General features: G+C 64.6%; 19 protein-coding genes. 18 read left to right on the forward strand and 1 reads right to left on the reverse strand.

Going from position 1 to position 17,713, the window contains the following annotated elements; genetic code table 11:
- Positions 1–97 precede the first annotated feature (97 nt).
- From SO180_RS04905 to trmB, 14 genes are all read left to right on the forward strand, one after another.
- Complete coding sequence (locus SO180_RS04905) at positions 98–592, forward strand: universal stress protein (protein WP_449377685.1); 495 nt, start codon at positions 98–100, stop codon at positions 590–592.
- 170 nt (positions 593–762) lie between these two features.
- Positions 763–1,332, forward strand: a complete 570-nt coding sequence (locus tag SO180_RS04910) for a NifU family protein (protein WP_449377686.1) — start codon at positions 763–765, stop codon at positions 1,330–1,332.
- 235 nt (positions 1,333–1,567) lie between these two features.
- On the forward strand, positions 1,568–2,263 hold the full coding sequence (tsaB, locus tag SO180_RS04915; protein WP_449377687.1) for a tRNA (adenosine(37)-N6)-threonylcarbamoyltransferase complex dimerization subunit type 1 TsaB: 696 nt from the start codon (positions 1,568–1,570) through the stop codon (positions 2,261–2,263).
- The gene (gene rimI, locus SO180_RS04920; protein ID WP_449377688.1) at positions 2,260–2,745 is read left to right on the forward strand and encodes a ribosomal protein S18-alanine N-acetyltransferase; all 486 of its coding nucleotides are present in this window, start codon (positions 2,260–2,262) and stop codon (positions 2,743–2,745) included. The genes tsaB and rimI overlap by 4 nt, the downstream gene beginning before the upstream one ends.
- Positions 2,746–2,783: 38 nt before the next feature.
- Positions 2,784–3,236, forward strand: a complete 453-nt coding sequence (locus SO180_RS04925) for a Fur family transcriptional regulator (protein WP_449377689.1) — start codon at positions 2,784–2,786, stop codon at positions 3,234–3,236.
- A 199-nt stretch (positions 3,237–3,435) separates the two neighbouring features.
- Positions 3,436–4,116 carry an HAD family hydrolase gene (locus SO180_RS04930; RefSeq protein WP_449377690.1) on the forward strand — a complete coding sequence of 227 codons (681 nt, stop codon included), beginning with the start codon at positions 3,436–3,438 and terminating at the stop codon, positions 4,114–4,116.
- Between the two features lie 192 nt (positions 4,117–4,308).
- Entirely contained in the window at positions 4,309–5,706 is a 1,398-nt protein-coding gene (gene miaB / locus SO180_RS04935) for a tRNA (N6-isopentenyl adenosine(37)-C2)-methylthiotransferase MiaB (RefSeq protein WP_449377691.1), read from the forward strand.
- A gap of 65 nt (positions 5,707–5,771) precedes the next feature.
- Positions 5,772–6,767: a PhoH family protein gene (locus SO180_RS04940; RefSeq protein WP_027528338.1), complete on the forward strand. Its 996-nt coding sequence runs from the start codon at positions 5,772–5,774 to the stop codon at positions 6,765–6,767.
- 56 nt (positions 6,768–6,823) lie between these two features.
- Positions 6,824–7,321: an rRNA maturation RNase YbeY gene (ybeY, locus tag SO180_RS04945; protein ID WP_449377692.1), complete on the forward strand. Its 498-nt coding sequence runs from the start codon at positions 6,824–6,826 to the stop codon at positions 7,319–7,321.
- A 13-nt stretch (positions 7,322–7,334) separates the two neighbouring features.
- Positions 7,335–8,453: a hemolysin family protein gene (locus SO180_RS04950; protein ID WP_449377693.1), complete on the forward strand. Its 1,119-nt coding sequence runs from the start codon at positions 7,335–7,337 to the stop codon at positions 8,451–8,453.
- The gene (gene lnt / locus SO180_RS04955) at positions 8,450–10,063 is read left to right on the forward strand and encodes an apolipoprotein N-acyltransferase (protein ID WP_449377694.1); all 1,614 of its coding nucleotides are present in this window, start codon (positions 8,450–8,452) and stop codon (positions 10,061–10,063) included. The genes SO180_RS04950 and lnt overlap by 4 nt, the downstream gene beginning before the upstream one ends.
- A gap of 217 nt (positions 10,064–10,280) precedes the next feature.
- Positions 10,281–10,694 (forward strand): helix-turn-helix domain-containing protein, encoded by a 414-nt coding sequence (locus tag SO180_RS04960; RefSeq protein WP_074121911.1) that lies wholly within the window; start codon positions 10,281–10,283, stop codon positions 10,692–10,694.
- Between the two features lie 119 nt (positions 10,695–10,813).
- Positions 10,814–11,941 (forward strand): M20 family metallopeptidase, encoded by a 1,128-nt coding sequence (locus SO180_RS04965; RefSeq protein WP_449377695.1) that lies wholly within the window; start codon positions 10,814–10,816, stop codon positions 11,939–11,941.
- Positions 11,938–12,651: a tRNA (guanosine(46)-N7)-methyltransferase TrmB gene (gene trmB / locus SO180_RS04970; protein ID WP_449377696.1), complete on the forward strand. Its 714-nt coding sequence runs from the start codon at positions 11,938–11,940 to the stop codon at positions 12,649–12,651. Before SO180_RS04965 ends, trmB begins: the two co-directional genes overlap by 4 nt.
- A gap of 90 nt (positions 12,652–12,741) precedes the next feature.
- On the opposite strand, the gene SO180_RS04975 is transcribed toward trmB, so the two are convergent.
- Positions 12,742–13,824, reverse strand: a complete 1,083-nt coding sequence (locus tag SO180_RS04975; RefSeq protein ID WP_449377697.1) for a DUF2336 domain-containing protein — start codon at positions 13,822–13,824, stop codon at positions 12,742–12,744.
- 449 nt (positions 13,825–14,273) lie between these two features.
- Here SO180_RS04975 and rimP point away from each other — a divergent pair, with 449 nt between their 5' ends.
- The 4 genes from rimP to SO180_RS04995 all read left to right on the forward strand — a co-directional run.
- Positions 14,274–15,029, forward strand: coding sequence for a ribosome maturation factor RimP (gene rimP, locus SO180_RS04980; protein ID WP_449377698.1), 756 nt, complete (start codon positions 14,274–14,276; stop codon positions 15,027–15,029).
- A 2-nt stretch (positions 15,030–15,031) separates the two neighbouring features.
- The gene (nusA, locus tag SO180_RS04985) at positions 15,032–16,642 is read left to right on the forward strand and encodes a transcription termination factor NusA (RefSeq protein WP_449377699.1); all 1,611 of its coding nucleotides are present in this window, start codon (positions 15,032–15,034) and stop codon (positions 16,640–16,642) included.
- Positions 16,643–16,666: 24 nt separating this feature from the next.
- Positions 16,667–17,350, forward strand: a complete 684-nt coding sequence (locus SO180_RS04990; RefSeq protein WP_449377700.1) for an RNA-binding protein — start codon at positions 16,667–16,669, stop codon at positions 17,348–17,350.
- A 71-nt stretch (positions 17,351–17,421) separates the two neighbouring features.
- Positions 17,422–17,713 (forward strand): translation initiation factor IF-2 associated domain-containing protein (locus SO180_RS04995; protein WP_449377701.1); only part of this gene is annotated, 292 nt, incomplete at its 3' end.

The raw sequence follows: 17,713 nt of genomic DNA on the forward strand, positions 1-17,713 counted from the left end.
GCGAAGTCTGGCCGACGCCGCGGCGCCGGCCAACGTCCCTCTCCCAAAGGCAAGGGGAGTGTGGCAGCATGCCGGGCGGGGATACGCCGGGACATGCATGAGCAGCAAGCGACGATGCTTTGAGCCGGGTCACAAGCCGAAATGCCTTGTCATCGTTGACGACACCGCCGAATGGGATCGCGCGGTCTATTACGCCAGCCGCTGGGCGATCCGCGCCGGCGGCGGCGTGGTGATGCTGCGCATCATCGAGACCGAAGACCAGAACCAGCAATGGCTGGGTGTCGCCGACATCATGCGCGCCGAGGCGCAGGAGGCGGCCGATGCCGCGCTCGACCGCGCTGCCGGCCGCGCCAACGGCATCGCCGCGATCACGCCGGAACGGGTGATCCGGGAGGGCGCCCCAATGGAACAGCTGCTCGATGTCATCGATCAGGATCCGGATATCGCGATGCTGGTGCTCGCTGCCAATCCCGGCGCCGAGGGACCGGGGCCGCACGTCGCACTGCTCGCCAATGCCGTCGGCACGTTCCCGATTCCAGTAACGATCATTTCAGGCGAATTGAGCGACCCCGAAGTCGACGCACTGTCGTAAGGCGCTGCGCTCATCCCCCCTCAAGGGAAGGGTAAGTGACAGCGTCTTCTCTAACCCGCTGATCCCACAACGAAACTTCCCTACCCGCCCCTTGACCGTGCGTTTGGCGTCGCCATCTGGTACTGAGAACTCACGCGCCGGCCTTGAACCGGCGACGTCCGGAGAAAACCATGTTCATTCAGACCGAAGCCACCCCCAATCCCGCCACGTTGAAGTTCATTCCCGGCCGCCTCGTGTCCGACGGCGGCCCGATGGAATTCGCCTCGCGCGAGGCCGCCGCCCGCTCGCCGCTGGCCGAAAGGCTGTTCGACGTGCCCGGCGTCACCAGCGTCTTCTACGGCAGCGACTTCATCACCGTGACCAAGGCGAGTGGTGAGTGGCAGCAGCTCAAGCCCGCGATCCTCGGCGCCATCATGGAGCACTACATGTCCGGCGCGCCGCTGCTCGCCGATGGCGTGGCCGCCAGCGACGACGCCCTCGACGAGGACGACGAATTTTTCGACGAGGCGGATGCCGAGACAGTCGACATGATCAAGGATCTGATCGAGACCCGCGTGCGGCCCGCTGTCGCCAATGACGGCGGCGACATCACCTTCCGCGGCTTCAAGGACGGCGTCGTCTACCTCAACATGAAGGGCGCCTGCTCCGGCTGCCCGTCATCGACCGCGACGCTCCAGCACGGCATCCAGAACCTCTTGAAGCATTTCGTGCCCGACGTGGTCGAAGTCCGGCCGATGTGATCAAGGTATAGTAGGGTGGGCAAAGGCGCAGTGCGCCGTGCCCACCATCCAAGGTGTGTTAGAAGTGGTGGGCACGCTTCCGCCTTCGCTCTTCGAGCTACGGCGGACAAGTCGATTTGCCCACCCTACGAAGTGCGGCGATGGCAGGGGGGCTGCGAATAGTGCGTGACGGATGGCGAATAGGCGCTTGGTTCGCTAGACTTTTCACCATTCACCACTCGCCATTCGTTCTTGCATGCTGATCCTTGCCATCGATACTGCGCTCGACGCCTGCGCCGCAGCGGTGCTGAACACCGAAACCGCCAAACTGGTCGCGCAGGAATCGCTGCCGATGAAGCGCGGGCATGCGGAAGCGCTGATGCCGCTGATCGCGCGGGTGATGCGATCGGCCGAGCTCAGCTTCACCGCGCTCGACCGCATCGCGGTTACCACCGGTCCCGGCAGCTTCACGGGTCTGCGCGTCGGGATTTCGGCCGCGCGCGGACTTGCGCTCGCCGCCGGCAAGCCGGCGGTGGGGCTGACGACGCTGTCGGCCTATGCAGCCGCCATCGTCAGCCAGAACAAGCCGGCGCCCGTCATCTCCGCGATCGATGCGCGGCATGATCACGTCTATTTCCAGATCGTCGCCGGCGATGGCAGGCAGCTCGTGCGGCCAAGAGTTGCCGGCATCGACGAGGCGATTGCCGCCTCGCAATTCGGCGCGCCGCACCTGGTCGGCAATGCCGCCAAGATTCTCGCCGATCGCTGGCCGAAGGACGCAGCCCAACCGATCGCCGTCGATCCGCAGGCCGCGCCTGACATCAATTGGGTGGCGTGGCTGGCGGCGGCCGCTGATCCCGACACCACGCCGGCGCGTCCATTTTACCTGCGTGCGCCCGATGCGAAACCGGCCGCCATTCCGCCACTCGCAGCACACGCCGCAACCTCATGATGAATTGGCTCGCCGAATGGTGGCGCGGCGGCAGCGCCGTCGTCGAGGGTGCGACCGCGCGCGACGCCGCGCGGCTGGCAGAGCTGCACGCCGCATCCTTTGCGCGCGGCTGGGGCGAAGGCGAATTCGAAAGCATGATGAGCGAGCGCAACACGCAGGTAGATCGCTTACGATTGGGCCGCAAGACGATCGGTTTTGCGGTGTCGCGGATGGGTGCGGACGAGGCGGAAATCCTCTCCGTTGCCGTGGATCAGGCCTATCGCGGCCGCGGATTCTCCCGCGCGCTGCTCTTGACCCATCTCGGCCACCTCGCTGGCCGCGGTGTGCGCACTATATTTCTCGAAGTTGAGGAAAATAACCGGCCGGCGCGGGCGCTCTACGACGGCGTCGGATTCATGGTGGTCGGGCGCCGCGAACGCTACTATAAGCAGGCAAACGGGGAACAATTGAACGCACTTCTGATGCGACGTGACTTGTCGTAACATCGATTGAACAAAGTGCCCGCCAGGCAGACAACCCTATGACCGTACTCAAACATTCGTCCGTGAAGGCGACCGGCATCGAGGCGCGCTGTGCCGCTACCGGCATGCGCATGACCGAGCAGCGCCGCGTCATCGCCCGCGTGCTCGCGGAAGCCGTGGATCACCCTGATGTCGAGGAACTCTACCGGCGCTGCGTCGCAGTCGACGACAAGATCTCGATCTCGACCGTCTATCGCACCGTAAAACTGTTCGAGGATGCCGGCATCATCGAGCGCCACGATTTTCGCGAGGGCCGCGCGCGCTACGAGCAGATGCGCGACAGTCATCACGACCACCTCATCAACCTGCGCGACGGCAAGGTGATCGAATTCACCTCCGAAGAGATCGAGAAGCTGCAGGCGGAGATCGCCCGCAAGCTCGGCTACAAGCTGGTCGACCACCGGCTCGAGCTCTATTGCGTCCCGCTCGACGACGACAAGCCATCCAACTGATGGCGATTTTGCACAGACCGCCCCGCGCGATCGGTTCACCTCTCCCCATCGGGGAGAGGTCGATTTGCTCCTGGCGATGCGAAGCATCGTCCAGTGCAAATCGGGTGAGGGGGCGCAGGTCCCACGAGAGACTGAAGCCCCTCACCCGGCGCGTCGCGCCGACCTCTCCCTATGGGAGAGGTGAAAACGGCGCGCTCTAGTGCCGATCGACCTCATCATCTTCGACTGCGACGGTGTGCTCGTCGACAGCGAGGTCATCTCGTGTCAGGCGCATGCGGACGTGCTGAGCCGACACGGCTATCCGATCACGTCGGAAGAGGTGTTCGCGCGCTTTCTCGGACGATCGACGCGACAGGCCAATCTCGAGATCGAGACCGAGCTTGGCCGCAAGCTGCCAGACACCTATCACACCGATCTGCAGGATGAATTGTTCGGCTCGTTCGAGCGCGACCTGGAAGCGATACGCGGCATTCACGACGTGCTCGACCAGGTCACACAACGCGTGTGCGTGGCCTCCAGTGGCTCGCATCAGCGCATGCGGGTCAGCCTGGGGAGAACTGCGCTCTACGAGCGCCTTGTGCCGAACATCTTCTCGGCCTCGCAAGTGAAGAACGGCAAGCCGGCGCCGGACCTGTTCCTGTTTGCCGCAAGCGAGATGAAGGTGCCGCCGGAGCGCTGCGTCGTGATCGAGGATAGTGTAGCCGGCATCGCCGGCGCGCGGGCAGCCGGAATGACCGTGTTCGGCTTTTACGGGGGTAGCCATTGTCGTCCAGGCTATGCCGATGTCCTGCGACAAGCGGGCGCCGACCTGACCTTCGACGATATGCGGCAATTGCCGGACCTGGTCCGCCGGGTCGAAGCCGACGCCTTGGCCGAGTGATTTCACCACCGCCTCTGTCATTCCGGGGCATCGCGCAGCGATGAACCCGGAATCTCGCGCCGAAACCTCTGGATTCCGGGCTCGCTCGCTATGCGAGCGCCCCGGAATGACGGCCCAGGGGCCTCCATTCGCTGGATTTTCGCTCGTCCAACCTATATCTGAGGGCCGTTCTCCACCTCAAATCCGGGTTCCATGACGCCGCCGCGCAAGCTGCACATCAAATCATATGGCTGCCAGATGAACGTCTACGATGCCCAGCGCATGGTGGACACGCTGGCTCCGGAAGGATTCGTGGAGACGGCGAGCGCAGAGGATGCCGACCTCGTCATCCTCAATACCTGCCATATCCGCGAGAAGGCCTCGGAGAAGGTCTATTCCGAGCTCGGCCGCCTGCGCGCCGCCAAGGACGAGGCGGCGCGCGGTGGCCGCACCATGCAGATCGCGGTCGCCGGCTGCGTGGCGCAGGCCGAGGGCGATGAGATCGTGCGCCGCGCGCCTGTCGTCGATGTCGTGGTGGGCCCGCAGAGCTATCATCATTTGCCGGAGCTGTTGAAGCGCGCAGGCCACGACGGCCGCGCGATCGAGACCGAATTTCCGGCGGCCGACAAGTTCGGCTTCCTCGCCCAGCCAAAGCCCGAAGCGATCCGCGCGCGCGGCATCTCCGCTTTCGTCACCGTGCAGGAAGGCTGCGACAAGTTCTGCACCTTCTGCGTCGTGCCCTATACGCGCGGCGCCGAGGTGTCGCGGCCCGTGGCGAAGATCGTCGACGACGTGAAGCGGCTCGCCGACAACGGCGTGCGCGAGCTCACGCTGATCGGCCAGAACGTCAACGCCTATCATGGCGAGGGACCGGACGGACGAAGCTGGCCGCTCGGCAAGCTGCTCGAGCATCTCGCGCAGATTCCCGGCATCGCGCGCCTGCGCTATTCCACCAGCCACCCTCGCGACGTCGATGACAGTCTGATTGCGGCCCACCGCGATCTGCCCGGCCTGATGCCCTTCGTGCACCTGCCGGTGCAGTCCGGCTCGGACCGGATCCTGGCGGCCATGAACCGCAAACATACCGCCGATGATTATCGGAAGATCATCGACCGTTTCCGGGCTGTGCGCCAAGACATTGCTTTTTCATCAGATTTTATCGTGGGCTTCCCTGGGGAGACCGAGCAAGATTTTCGCGCGACCCTCGCACTGGTCACACAAATCGGCTACGCTGCAGCCTACTCGTTCAAATATTCGGCCCGGCCGGGAACCCCGGCCGCGGACATGCAGGAGACGGTGTCCCTAGTCGAGATGGACCAGCGATTGGAGCGGCTCCAGGAGTTGATCGACGCCCAGCAATCGGCCTTCAACAAGGCTGCGATTGGCACAACCGTCGACGTGTTGTTCGAGCGCGAGGCGCGCAAGGACGGCCAGATCGTCGGCCGCACCGCTTACCTTCAGCCCGCGCATGTGATGGCTTCGCCCGACATCATCGGTAAAATCCTGCCGGTGCGCATCGACAGCCTCGAACGCTACAGCCTGCTCGGCGCGCTCGCGACGCCTGAGCCCGCGCAGCGGCCCGCTTTATCGCCAATCGCCACTGGAGCCTGAAACCCTTGCCCAAAAGCGCATCGGATTCGTCTTCGTTCGCTCCCAGCCGCAAATTTGACCGCGACATGCAAGTTCCGCCCGAAACCCAGGTCGTCATCGACTTCGACGACAACCGCGCCGCTTCCGCGCTGGTCGGCCCCTACGGGCAGAATCTGGCACAGGTCGAGCGCCGGCTCGGCGTCGTCGTCGACTCCAAGGGCAACCACATCACCATCGGCGGCACGCGCGATGGCTGCGACGCCGCGCGGCGCGTGCTGGAAATGCTCTACGCCCAGGCGGTGAAGGGACAGGATCTCGACCAGGGCGAGGTCGAAGGCGCGATCCGCGCCGTGATCGCGCAGGGCTCGCTGTTCGAGTTCGACGCCAAGTCGGCCAAGTCGACCTTCGAAAGCATCAATTTGCGCAAGCGCCCCGTGCGGGCACGCACCGCCGCGCAGGATTCCTATATTCGTGCACTGAAGCGCCATGAGCTGGTGTTCGGCATCGGCCCGGCCGGCACCGGCAAGACCTGGCTCGCCGTCGCGCACGCCGCGCAACTATTCGAGCGCAAGGAGGTCGACAAGATCATCCTGTCGCGCCCGGCGGTGGAGGCCGGCGAGCGGCTCGGCTTCCTGCCTGGCGATCTCCGCGAGAAGGTCGATCCCTATCTGCGCCCGATCTATGACGCGCTGTATGACCTGATGGATGCGCGTATCGTCGAGCGCGCGCTGCAGACCGGCGAGATCGAGATCGCGCCGCTCGCCTTCATGCGCGGCCGCACGCTGACCAATGCCGTGATCATCCTGGACGAGGCGCAGAACACCACCTCGATGCAGATGAAGATGTTTCTGACCCGTCTCGGCGAGAACAGCCGCATGATCGTGACCGGCGATCCGTCGCAGATCGACCTGCCGAACGGCCAGACCTCCGGCCTGTCGGAGGCGACCCGTCTGCTCGGCGGCGTCGAGGGCATTTCACAAGTTCATTTCACCGCCGAGGACGTGATCCGGCACGAGCTCGTGGCGCGGATCGTTGCCGCCTATGAGGGGTCGGCGCAACGGCCGGCCGCAGGCAAGCCATAGCGAGAAAATCCGGATCGAACGACGCAAGCCAAGCGCCGTCCGTTCCGAACAACACCATGTCGCATTCCAATCTTCCCATGACCGAGGTTCTCGTCGTTGCCGACTGCTGGCAGAGCGAGCCCGATGCCGAAGCGGTGATCCAGCGCGCGATCGCCGCGGCGGCCTCTTCCGTCGACGACGACGTCACCGACGCCGAAGTGGCCGTGATGCTGACCGATGATTCCGGCATCCGCACGCTGAACAGCAACTGGCGCGGCATCGACAAGCCGACCAACGTGCTGTCCTTTCCTGCACTCCAGCCGGAGGGCGAATGGAAGGCGGGCGATGCGCCGCGCATGCTCGGCGACATCGCCATCGCCTATGAGACCCTGCGGCGCGAGGCGGACGAGGAACAGAAGCCGTTCGACCACCATTTGAGCCATCTCGCGGTGCACGGTTTCCTGCACCTGATCGGCTACGACCACGAAAACGATGCTGACGCAGAGGAGATGGAAGCACTCGAACAGGACGTCCTGGCCCAGCTCGGTATCCCGGACCCCTATGCAGAGCGCTGACGGATCGATTGAGATGGCGGATTCCGAACCAATCCACGACAATCCGCGCAACACCCGCAACCTGCCGGCGGTGGTGCAGCCGGGCGAGATCGCGCGTCCGACAGCCGAAGGCTGGCTGATCCGCGCCATCCGCACGCTGTTCGGCTGGAAGGCCGGTTCGGTTCGCGACGATCTCCAGGTCGTGCTCGACGCCACGACGCCTGACGATGCCGGCTTCTCCGCCGTCGAGCGCACCATGCTGCGCAACATCCTCAACCTGCATGAGCGCCGCATCGCCGACGTCATGGTGCATCGCGCCGACATCATCGCAGTGAAGCGCGACATTCCGCTCGGCGAGCTGATGGACCGCTTCGAGAGCGCGGGCCATTCCCGCTTCGTGGTCTACAACGAGACGCTCGACGATCCCGTCGGCATCGTGCACATCCGCGATCTCCTGACCTTCATGACGGCCAAGGCCCGCGTCTCGGAAGCCACCAAGACCAAGCGCAAGAAGCCGCTGCCCGCCGGTCTCGATTTGCGCGCGGTCGACCTCGCGCTGCCGCTGCAGGATGCCAACATCATCCGCAAGCTCCTCTACGTGCCGCCGTCGATGCGGGCAATCGACCTGCTCGCACAGATGCAGGCCTCGCGCATCCATCTCGCGCTCGTCGTCGACGAATATGGCGGCTCCGACGGGCTGGTCTCGCTCGAGGACATCGTCGAGCAGATCGTCGGCGAGATCGACGACGAGCACGACAGCGACGAGCCGCCGTCGATCGTACGCCAGCTCGACAATTCCTTCATCGCCGATGCGCGCGCGAGCCTGGACGACGTCCGCTCCGTGATCGGCGAGGATTTCGTCACCGGCGAAGCGGGTGAGGAGGTCGAGACGCTCGGCGGCTATCTCGTCAGCTTCGTCGGCCGCCTGCCGGTGCGCGGCGAAGTGATCTCCGGTCCCGGCAATTACGAGGTCGAGGTGCTCGACGCCGATCCGCGCCGCGTCAAGCGCCTGCGCATCGCGGCTCGCAAGGAACGTCCGGCCCCGCGCACCCAGCGCGAAAGCCGCCGCCGCGAGGCCTCACCCGATCAAGGCACGCCGCCATCCGGCGACACGCCCAATCCGCCGCCCGGCGACGGAGCCGGCACGCAGTGACCCCGGCGCAACGACTTCGGATGGTCGCCCTTGCCATCATCCTCACCTGGGGATGGAAGCGCGCGCTCATTGCCATGGCGGCCGGCGCGCTCTCGGTGCTGGCGCTGGCGCCTTTCAACGCCTGGCCGGTGCTATTTCTGACCTTCCCGGTGCTGGTCTGGCTGATCGACGGGGCCGGCGGCGGCCGGTTCGGCGGCGTTCCCGCCGCGGCGCTGACAGGCTACTGGTTCGGGCTCGGCTATTTCGTCCCCGGCCTCTACTGGATCGGCTACGCCTTCTTCGTCGATGCCCAGACCTTTGCCTGGCTGACGCCGTTCGCAGTGCTGGGCCTGCCGGCCTATCTCGCAATCTACACGGCGATCGGATTTGCGCTGGCGCGGCTGCTCTGGACCAAGGACGCCGGGCGCATCCTCGCGCTCGCGGCAAGTCTCACCGTCGCCGAGTGGATGCGCGGCCATGCCCTGACCGGCTTTCCATGGAACGCCTTCGGCTACTCGCTGTCCGAGCCGCTGCCGCTGGCGCAGACTGCGTCACTGATCGGCCTCTGGGGCATGACGTTCCTGACGGTCGCGATCTTCGCCAGCCCTGCGGCGCTGATCGACCGCACGCCGGACAAGAAAATTCCGTGGCGCGTGCCGGTCGCAGCGATCGCACTGCTGATCGTCATGGGCATCTTCGGCGCGATCCGCCTGTCGCTGCATCCAACGACGATGGTGGCGGGCGCAAAGCTTCGCCTGATGCAGCCGAACCTTCAGCAGGATGCCAAGTTCAACTACTCCGCCAAGGCGGAGGTGATGAAGAAGTACCTGGCTTTGTCGGACCGCGCCTCCGGACCCCAGTCGACTGGCGTACGCGATACCACCATCCTGATCTGGCCTGAATCCGCCTTTCCGTTCTTCCTGGCCCGCGAAGCCGACGCGATGGCGCAAATCGCGGACCTCCTGCCCAAGGGAACAGTGCTGATCACGGGATCGGTCCGCGCGCCCGATCTGCCACCGGGCACGCGAATCACGCGCGCCTTTAACTCCATCTACGTGATCGACCACGACGGCAGCGTGCTTTCCGTCTACGACAAGCTGCACCTGGTACCGTTCGGAGAATTTCTTCCCTATCAGGACCTGATGGAGAAGCTTGGCTTCGAGCAACTGACGCGGGTTCAGGGCGGCTTCATTCCCGGCACCGTGCGGCATGCACTGCCGGTGCCGAGCGTGCCGCCCGCGCTACCGCTCATTTGCTACGAAGCCATCTTTCCCGGTGACGTTGCAGGACGCGAAGAACGGCCGGGCTGGATCGTCAACCTGACCAATGACGGCTGGTTCGGAATTTCCACTGGCCCCTACCAGCACATGGAGCAGGCTCGAATGCGTGCCATCGAGCTTGGATTGCCGCTGGTCCGCTCGGCAAATACGGGAATTTCGGCGGTCGTCGATCCCGTCGGTCGGACCATCGCCAGCCTTGGCCTCGGTATCGAGGGCGTTCTGGATTCGGGCCTGCCCGCTGCGATCCCAGCAACCGTGTATGCCAGGGTCGGCGACATTCCGGCCGCGATCCTCGTCGCGCTCGCCGTCATTCTTGCGGTGCGTAAGCGCGTTGCCAGACGACGTCCCTGATCGCCAACGGCGCTGCCGGTAAACTTTTGACAACCGTAATCCTCCGGTTGACAGAGCGGCAGCACGCTCCGCATTCTGCCCTTGCTGCAGGAAGACAGCGGGCGTTGCTAAATTTCTCCGCAATGTTTCCCAAGAATCCAAACAGAGGTTTTGGCGACGTTATCACCTGACGCATACTCCCCTGTTGCGCTAAAGGTGTCTGAGGAGGGCAGGAGAGATGTCGAAAGCGCCCAACCCTGTTGACAAATATGTCGGCAGCCGCGTGCGCATGCGCCGCATCATGTTGGGCATGAGCCAGGAGAAGCTTGGCGAAGCGCTTGGCCTGACGTTCCAACAGATCCAGAAATACGAGAAGGGCACCAACCGGGTCGGCGCGAGTCGCATCCAGCAGATCGCGGAAATTCTCCAGGTGCCGGTCTCGTTCCTGTTCGAGGGCGGACCAAGCGGCACGCCGGGCCCCGATGGCTTCAGCGAGGGCGCCTCGCCCTCCTATGTTTCCGACTTCCTCGCCACATCCGAAGGGCTGGCGCTGACGAAAGCCTTCACCCGGATCACCGATTCCAAGATGCGTCGCTCGATCGTCGATCTCGTCGAGCAGATCGCTGCCCGCGAAGGCCCCGACAAGCGCTGAGGCGCCCTGCATTCGGGCCATGAGGCTGCGCCAAATCTGGCCTATGTCGTGATGTGTGGTCCGCGTATAAGGCACGCGAATTTCCACGACATTCCTCACCCCGAGGCACAGGCGACGACATGTCCAGCTCAAATCCGTTCGACACTGCGACCATCCTTGAGGGCATCCGCCGCTGGGTGGAGATCGAGACGCCGACGGAAGCGCCTGAGCAGGTCAACAAGCTGATGTCTGTCGTCACCGAGCAGCATCGCGACCTGCCCGTCACGACCGAACGCGTCGCCGGCATCAATGGCTGCGGTGATCATCTCGTGGTGCGCTCTGCATGGGGACAGGACAGACCCGGCATCCTCGTGCTCAGCCATCTCGATACCGTACACCCGATAGGCTTCATCGAGCGCCTGCCCTTCAAGGTCGAGGGCGACAGCGCCTTCGGCCCCGGCATCTACGACATGAAGGGCGGCGCCTATATCGCCCATCACGCATTCCGCAACATCTGCGCCACGTCCGACCACTCGCCGCTCGGCATCACCCACATGTTCACCTCCGACGAGGAGATCGGCAGCCCAACCTCGCGCACGCTGATCGAAGCGGAAGGACGGAAGGCCAAATATGTGCTGGTGACGGAGCCGGCGCGCGACGGCGGCAAGATCGTCACGGGCCGCAAGGGCGTCGGGCGGTTCGAAGTCTTCATCAGAGGCGTGCCCGCGCATGCGGGCTCGCGGCCCGAGGATGGCCGCAGCGCCATCCGCGAGCTCGCCAACATCATCCAGACGCTGGAAGGGATGAACGATCTCAAGCGCGGCGTTACCGTCAATGTCGGCGTGGTGCGTGGCGGCACGCGGCCCAACGTCACGCCGGAAGAAGCCTATGCCGAGGTCGACCTGCGCGTGCTCAGCAATGCCGACGCCGAGGAATTCGTCGGAAAGATTCTTGGGCTGACCTCGAAGACCGATGGCGTCACCGTCAAGGTGACGGGCGACCTCAACCGGCCGCCCTACGAGAAGAGCAATTCCGGTGCCTCGCTCTACGAGCACGCGAAAACGCTGGCCGGCGAGCTCGGCTTCGATCTGATCGACACCCACACCGGCGGCGGATCGGACGGCAATTTCACCGCGGCCCATACCGCAACGCTCGACGGGCTCGGCGTCGACGGCAAGGGCGCACACACTCATTATGAGCAGCTCTATGTTTCCTCGCTCGAGCCACGCGCGCGGCTGCTCTACCGCCTGTACCAGACGCTGCGATGAGCGAGCGCAGATCGGATCCGGCTCGCGCTGACGACGGCGAGCGCGCGTTCTTCGGCCGCCGCAAGGGGCACAAGCTTCGGCAGCACCAGGCCGACCTCGTTGCGCATCTGCTGCCGCATCTTGCGCTCGACATCACGCAAGCGGCGCCTGCGAATGCGTGCGCGATCTTCGATCCAGCCGCGCAAGCGCTGCGGCTCGAGATCGGCTTCGGCGGCGGCGAGCATCTCGCGGCGGAGGCGCAACACTTTCCGGCCACCGGCTTCATCGGCTGCGAGCCCTATGTCAACGGCATGGCCAAGATCCTCGCGCAGATCGAGGCGCACAATATCGGCAACATCCGCCTGTTCGCGGGCGACGCCGCCGAGCTGCTGGCCTGGCTGCCGAACTCTTCGCTGTCGCGGATCGACCTGATCCATCCCGATCCGTGGCCGAAGCGGCGGCACTGGAAGCGGCGGTTCGTCCAGGACAAGACCATATCCGCGATGGCGCGCGTGCTCGAAAGCGGCGGCGAATTCCGCTTCGTCTGCGACATCGACGATTATTGCGCCTGGACGTTGTCGCATCTCGCCCGCTCGCCGGACTTCGTCTGGCTCGCCGAGCGCGCCGACGATTTTCGATTGCCCTGGGCCGGCTACACCATGACGCGCTACGGCAGAAAAGCCGCGCGCGAGGGCCGCAAGGCTGCGTATTTGCGATTCAGGCGAGTATAGATTCTTCGCGCGGTCCATCTGCAGTCGTCATGGCCAGGCTCGTCCCGGCCATGACGCCAAGCGTAGATGCCCAGGTGCGTTACTTTGAGCTCAGATCGTCTGGCGGCTGCGCCAGAAATTCACGACCCGCTCGGCGGTCGACGGCATCAGCTTGGTGAAGTTCATTCGCGCCGCTTCGATATCGGCATCTGCGGGCGCGCGCTGCGGGCCGTACCACAACAGGATCAGGGCGCGCACGGTCGGCCAGCCGAGGTTCAAAACCCGGCCCATGATCAGGATCGGGTCGTAGCGGTCGCCGGCGATCAGACGGTCGAGGACGGGGAGCCTGACGCCGGACATCGCGGACAGCGCAGCGATGGATTCCTCATATTTGTGGGCCTTTGCGAAACCGAGCAGCGCACTTTCGCCAAGATGGCCTTCGCGGTTGAGACCGAGCACGGTGCGCTGCGCCGCCGAGAAGTCGCGCCGCGGACCTTGCGGCAGCGAGGCCTCCTCGAGCTCGTTCATCGCGCGCCTGATCTCCATCTGGCGCGCAGGCTTGACCACGCTCGACAGGCGGCGGCGGATGACGTCGAGCGTTCCGCCGAGAAGGTCCTTGAGCTGATCGCCGGAGAGATCGTCGCGCTGGCCGATCTTGAGCGTCAGCACGCCGTCCTGCGCGGCGCGCTTGATCAGCTCCGAATAGCCGCCCGCCGAGAACACGGCACCGGCATTGCCAGCAGCACGCCGCACCACGTCGCGATCGCCGCGCTCGACCAGCACATCGGTGATATCGGCGGACAGGACTGGCCGCTCGGTCATGGCGAGAAGGTGGCTCTGGCCTTTCAGGCGCGCAATCTCGATCAGCGCGGCTTCGTCGAGCACAGGCGAGCGGCGTAACACGGGGCCCGCCACCTGAATTTCGTTTTCGTGCGCGAGCTGACCGACGAGATGGCGCGGTGCGTTCGCCACGCGCGAAAATCGCTCGGCAAGATCGATACGCGCCGTCAGGTCAGCATGCGGAACGAGGTCGATCAGCAGATTGTCGAAGAGATCGACGAGATCAGGCCTGAGCTTGGTGGCGTCCTGGAAGAACAGATCGGCGATGGCGCGCGCGATGTCGCTGCGACGCCTGGGGTCGCCGCGCCTGACGATCTCGTCCAGTCCGGGAATGAGCGACGTGGCAACGGTCATGAAACGCGAACTCGCATTGGGCACGCCGGGAGTACACGAGAAGCCTTAAAATGCACCGCCAGCAGGCAAATTAGGCCATCCTTGGTGAAGGAACGGTTAGAGCATGATCCGGAAAAGTGTGTAGCGGTTTTCCGAAAAGATCATGCTCAAACAAGGACCTAAAGCGGGATGACGCTCCATCCTGATTTCATCGCGCTTTAGGCCGGGCACCGCATAAAAAGGCGGTCCTGGGGCGGCCGGGCCTTGTCGAGAGCGCCGAAAAGCGCTATATCCGCGCCAACTTATCTTCTCATACGATCGGTATTGAGAGTGGGCCCGGAAGGACCCGCTCTTTTTTATTACCTGCATCGAGATCGGGCGACCACGTCTGTAGGGGCCGACCGACCCCGCGAGTTCCCTGAAGCAGCGTAAAGCAAGCGTTAACCACTAGAAGCGTCTTGACCCCAGATATGATCGAACCCAGCGCTGGTTCCACAGATACCGAGCTATTGGCCGAGCCGCGGCTCGTGGTCGAGCCGGGCGTGGCCGCGCGGGTCTCGGCGATCGCCGGCCCGGTGCTGCAAGGCATGGGCTATCGCCTGGTGCGGATCCGCATCTCCGGGGAAGCCGGCTGCACGGTCCAGGTCATGGCGGAGCGGCCGGACGGCTCGATGCAGATCGAGGATTGCGAGGCGATCTCTCGGGCGCTGTCGCCGGTGCTCGATGTCGCCGATCCCATCGACCGCGCCTATCGGCTGGAGGTTTCCTCGCCGGGGATCGACCGGCCGCTGGTGCGGCGCTCCGATTTCGAGCGCCATCTGGGGCATCTGTTGAAGATCGAGATGGCCGTCGCCCATGACGGACGAAAGCGCTTTCGCGGCGCCATCGCCGGCATCGAAGGCGACCGCGTTCGCATCACGCGCGACGACGTCAAGGCCGGCGAGGACGCCGACGTTCTCCTGGTGATGGAGGATATCGGCGAGGCGCGGCTGGTCCTGACCGACGAGCTGATCGCGGAGTCCATGCGCCGGGGTAAGGCGCAGGAGCGCGAGATGCGCCGCAATCTCGGCCTGGAGCCGCCGCAACCGGCGCACGCCAAGATCAGCGAGAAGACGACCAAGAACACCAAGCCGAAGAAGAAGCCGGCACCGAAAAACACCAAGCAACATCGCCTGACCGCCGAACGTGCGCGGCGCGGCGAAATCGAGCCTGACGAAGGAGACTAGCCATGGCAGTCAGCGCCAATCGACTTGAATTGCTGCAGATCGCCGACGCCGTTGCGCGCGAGAAATCGATCGACCGCGGCATCGTCATTGCCGCGATGGAGGACGCCATCGCGAAGGCGGCGCGCGCCCGCTACGGCAGCGAGACCGACGTTCATGCCGAGATCGATCCCAAGAAGGGCGAACTCCGGCTGTCGCGCCACATGCTGGTCGTCGACAAGGTCGAAAATCATTCCAACCAGATTTCACTGGTCGACGCGCAGCGCGCCAATCCCGGGGCCCAGGTCGGCGACACCATCGCCGATACGCTGCCGCCGCTGGAATATGGCCGTATCGCCGCGCAGTCGGCCAAGCAGGTCATCGTGCAGAAAGTGCGCGAGGCCGAGCGAGACCGGCAGTACCAGGAATTCAAGGACCGCATCGGCGACATCGTCAACGGCGTCGTCAAGCGTGTCGAATATGGCAGCGTGATCGTCGATCTCGGCCGCGGCGAAGCCATCATCCGCCGCGACGAGATGCTGCCGCGCGAGGTGTTCCGCAACGGCGACCGCGTCCGCGCCTATATCTTCGACGTGCGCCGCGAGACTCGCGGGCCGCAGATCTTCCTCTCCCGCACCCATCCGCAGTTCATGGCAAAGCTGTTCGCGCAGGAAGTGCCGGAAATCTATGACGGCATCGTCGAGATCAAGGCGGTGGCCCGCGATCCCGGCTCGCGCGCGAAAATCGGCGTGATTTCCCGCGATTCCTCGGTCGATCCGGTCGGCGCCTGCGTCGGCATGCGCGGCTCGCGCGTGCAGGCAGTGGTGAACGAATTGCAGGGCGAGAAGATCGACATCATCCCCTGGTCGCCCGACATCGCGACCTTCGTGGTCAACGCGCTGGCGCCGGCCGAAGTGTCCAAGGTCGTCATCGACGAGGACCGCGAGCGCATCGAGGTCGTGGTGCCCGACACCAACAACCAGCTTTCGCTGGCGATCGGCCGCCGCGGCCAGAACGTCCGCCTCGCCTCGCAGCTCACCGGCTGGGACATCGACATCCTGACCGAGCAGGAGGAATCCGAGCGCCGCCAGGCCGACTTCGAGAACTCCACCCGCGTCTTCATGGAATCGCTCAATGTCGACGAGGTGGTCGGTCAATTGCTGGCATCCGAAGGCTTCACCTCGGTCGAGGAACTGGCGATGGTCGACGTCAAGGAACTCGCCGGCATCGAAGGTTTCGACGAGGAGACCGCGCAGGAGCTGCAGAACCGCGCGCGCGAATATCTCGAGCAGCAGGAAGCCGAGCTCGAGGCCAGGCGCAAGGAACTCGGCGTCGAGGATGCGGTTAAGGACGTGCCCGGCGTCACCTCGAAGATGCTGGTGAAGTTCGGCGAGAACGACATCAAGACGGTCGACGACCTCGCCGGCTGCGCCACCGACGATCTGGTCGGCTGGACCGAGCGCAAGGAAGGCGGCGAGCAGACCAAGTTCAAGGGCGCGCTCGACGGCATCGACATCTCCCGCGACGATGCCGAGGCGATGATCATGCAGGCACGCGTCAAGGCCGGCTGGATCACCGAGGCGGACCTCGCCAAGCCCGCTGAAGACGCCGAGGCGTCCGAACAGCAGCCGGCTTAAGGGCGATCAGGAGATGTCGCCCGGATGCTTGCCAGCACTGACCCCGAACTCGACCATGGACCGCGGACCGAAAGGTCCGCGACCATGCGCATGTGCGTGGTCAGCCGAAAGGTCCGGCCGATCGACGAGCTGATCCGCTTCGTCGTTTCACCCCAGGGCGATATTGTTCCCGACCTCAAGCGCAAGCTGCCTGGCCGGGGCATGTGGATATCGGCCTCGCGACAAGCAGTTGCGGAAGCCGTCCACCGTCACCATTTCAGCAAGGCCTTCAGGCGCGATTTGCGCGTCCCGCCAACGCTTCCCTCTGACACGGAAACGCTGCTGGTTCGGAGTGTGACCGAGGCGCTGGCGATTGCCACCAAGGCAGGTCAGGTCCTGGCCGGCTTCGGCAAGGTCGAGACCGCCCTGAAAGAGGGAGCGGTTGCGGTCCTGATCCACGCCAGTGACGGAGCCCAGGACGGAATCCGCAAATTGGACGGGTTGGCGCGGCAAAACGAGCGGAATCGCGACGAGAAGCTGCAAATTCCCGTCGTCACCGCATTGAAATCGGCAGAATTGGATTTGGCACTAGGCAGGTCAAATGTGATACATGCTGCGCTGCTCGCGGGCCCGGCGAGCAGGACATTTTTGTCACGTAGCCAGATGCTGGTCCGATACCGGATGGCGGACGATGACGGGACTGCCGAAAAGCGCGGCCAGGATTTCTGAAGACAGAACGACGACCGGTATGACAGTGCGGCAACGCACAATGACAACAAGATCAGGATTAGGACTGCTGAATGGTTGATACCAAGACCCCTGGCGACAAGAAGCTGAGCGTTCCGAGCAAGACGCTGACGCTCAAGCCGCGCGTCGAAACGGGCACCGTGCGCCAGAGCTTCAGCCATGGCCGCAGCAAGCAGGTTGTGGTCGAGAAGCGCGGCAAGCGCCGGATCGGGGACACCGGTCCCGAGCCGCACACCCCGGAGGTTGCGAAGCCGGCCCCGGCCGCACCCCCTCCTGCGGCCGGGGCCGGCTTCGCAACCTCCGGGGTGTGCGGCTCGGGACCGGTGTCCCCGATCCGGCGCTTGC

It is taken from the genome of Bradyrhizobium sp. UFLA05-112 (assembly GCF_053572325.1).

Excerpts from the sequence above, each read along its gene's own strand:
- tsaB (WP_449377687.1), top strand. The coding sequence starts at position 1,568 with ATGCTGATCCTTGCCATCGATACTGCGCTCGACGCCTGCGCCGCAGCG.
- SO180_RS04940 (WP_027528338.1), top strand. The coding sequence starts at position 5,772 with ATGCAAGTTCCGCCCGAAACCCAGGTCGTCATCGACTTCGACGACAAC.
- SO180_RS04905 (WP_449377685.1), top strand. The coding sequence starts at position 98 with ATGAGCAGCAAGCGACGATGCTTTGAGCCGGGTCACAAGCCGAAATGC.
- SO180_RS04975 (WP_449377697.1), bottom strand. The coding sequence starts at position 13,824 with ATGACCGTTGCCACGTCGCTCATTCCCGGACTGGACGAGATCGTCAGG.
- SO180_RS04965 (WP_449377695.1), top strand. The coding sequence starts at position 10,814 with ATGTCCAGCTCAAATCCGTTCGACACTGCGACCATCCTTGAGGGCATC.
- rimI (WP_449377688.1), top strand. The coding sequence starts at position 2,260 with ATGATGAATTGGCTCGCCGAATGGTGGCGCGGCGGCAGCGCCGTCGTC.
- rimP (WP_449377698.1), top strand. The coding sequence starts at position 14,274 with ATGATCGAACCCAGCGCTGGTTCCACAGATACCGAGCTATTGGCCGAG.
- miaB (WP_449377691.1), top strand. The coding sequence starts at position 4,309 with ATGACGCCGCCGCGCAAGCTGCACATCAAATCATATGGCTGCCAGATG.
- SO180_RS04950 (WP_449377693.1), top strand. The coding sequence starts at position 7,335 with ATGGCGGATTCCGAACCAATCCACGACAATCCGCGCAACACCCGCAAC.
- ybeY (WP_449377692.1), top strand. The coding sequence starts at position 6,824 with ATGTCGCATTCCAATCTTCCCATGACCGAGGTTCTCGTCGTTGCCGAC.
- nusA (WP_449377699.1), top strand. The coding sequence starts at position 15,032 with ATGGCAGTCAGCGCCAATCGACTTGAATTGCTGCAGATCGCCGACGCC.
- SO180_RS04925 (WP_449377689.1), top strand. The coding sequence starts at position 2,784 with ATGACCGTACTCAAACATTCGTCCGTGAAGGCGACCGGCATCGAGGCG.
- trmB (WP_449377696.1), top strand. The coding sequence starts at position 11,938 with ATGAGCGAGCGCAGATCGGATCCGGCTCGCGCTGACGACGGCGAGCGC.
- SO180_RS04910 (WP_449377686.1), top strand. The coding sequence starts at position 763 with ATGTTCATTCAGACCGAAGCCACCCCCAATCCCGCCACGTTGAAGTTC.
- SO180_RS04990 (WP_449377700.1), top strand. The coding sequence starts at position 16,667 with ATGCTTGCCAGCACTGACCCCGAACTCGACCATGGACCGCGGACCGAA.
- SO180_RS04960 (WP_074121911.1), top strand. The coding sequence starts at position 10,281 with ATGTCGAAAGCGCCCAACCCTGTTGACAAATATGTCGGCAGCCGCGTG.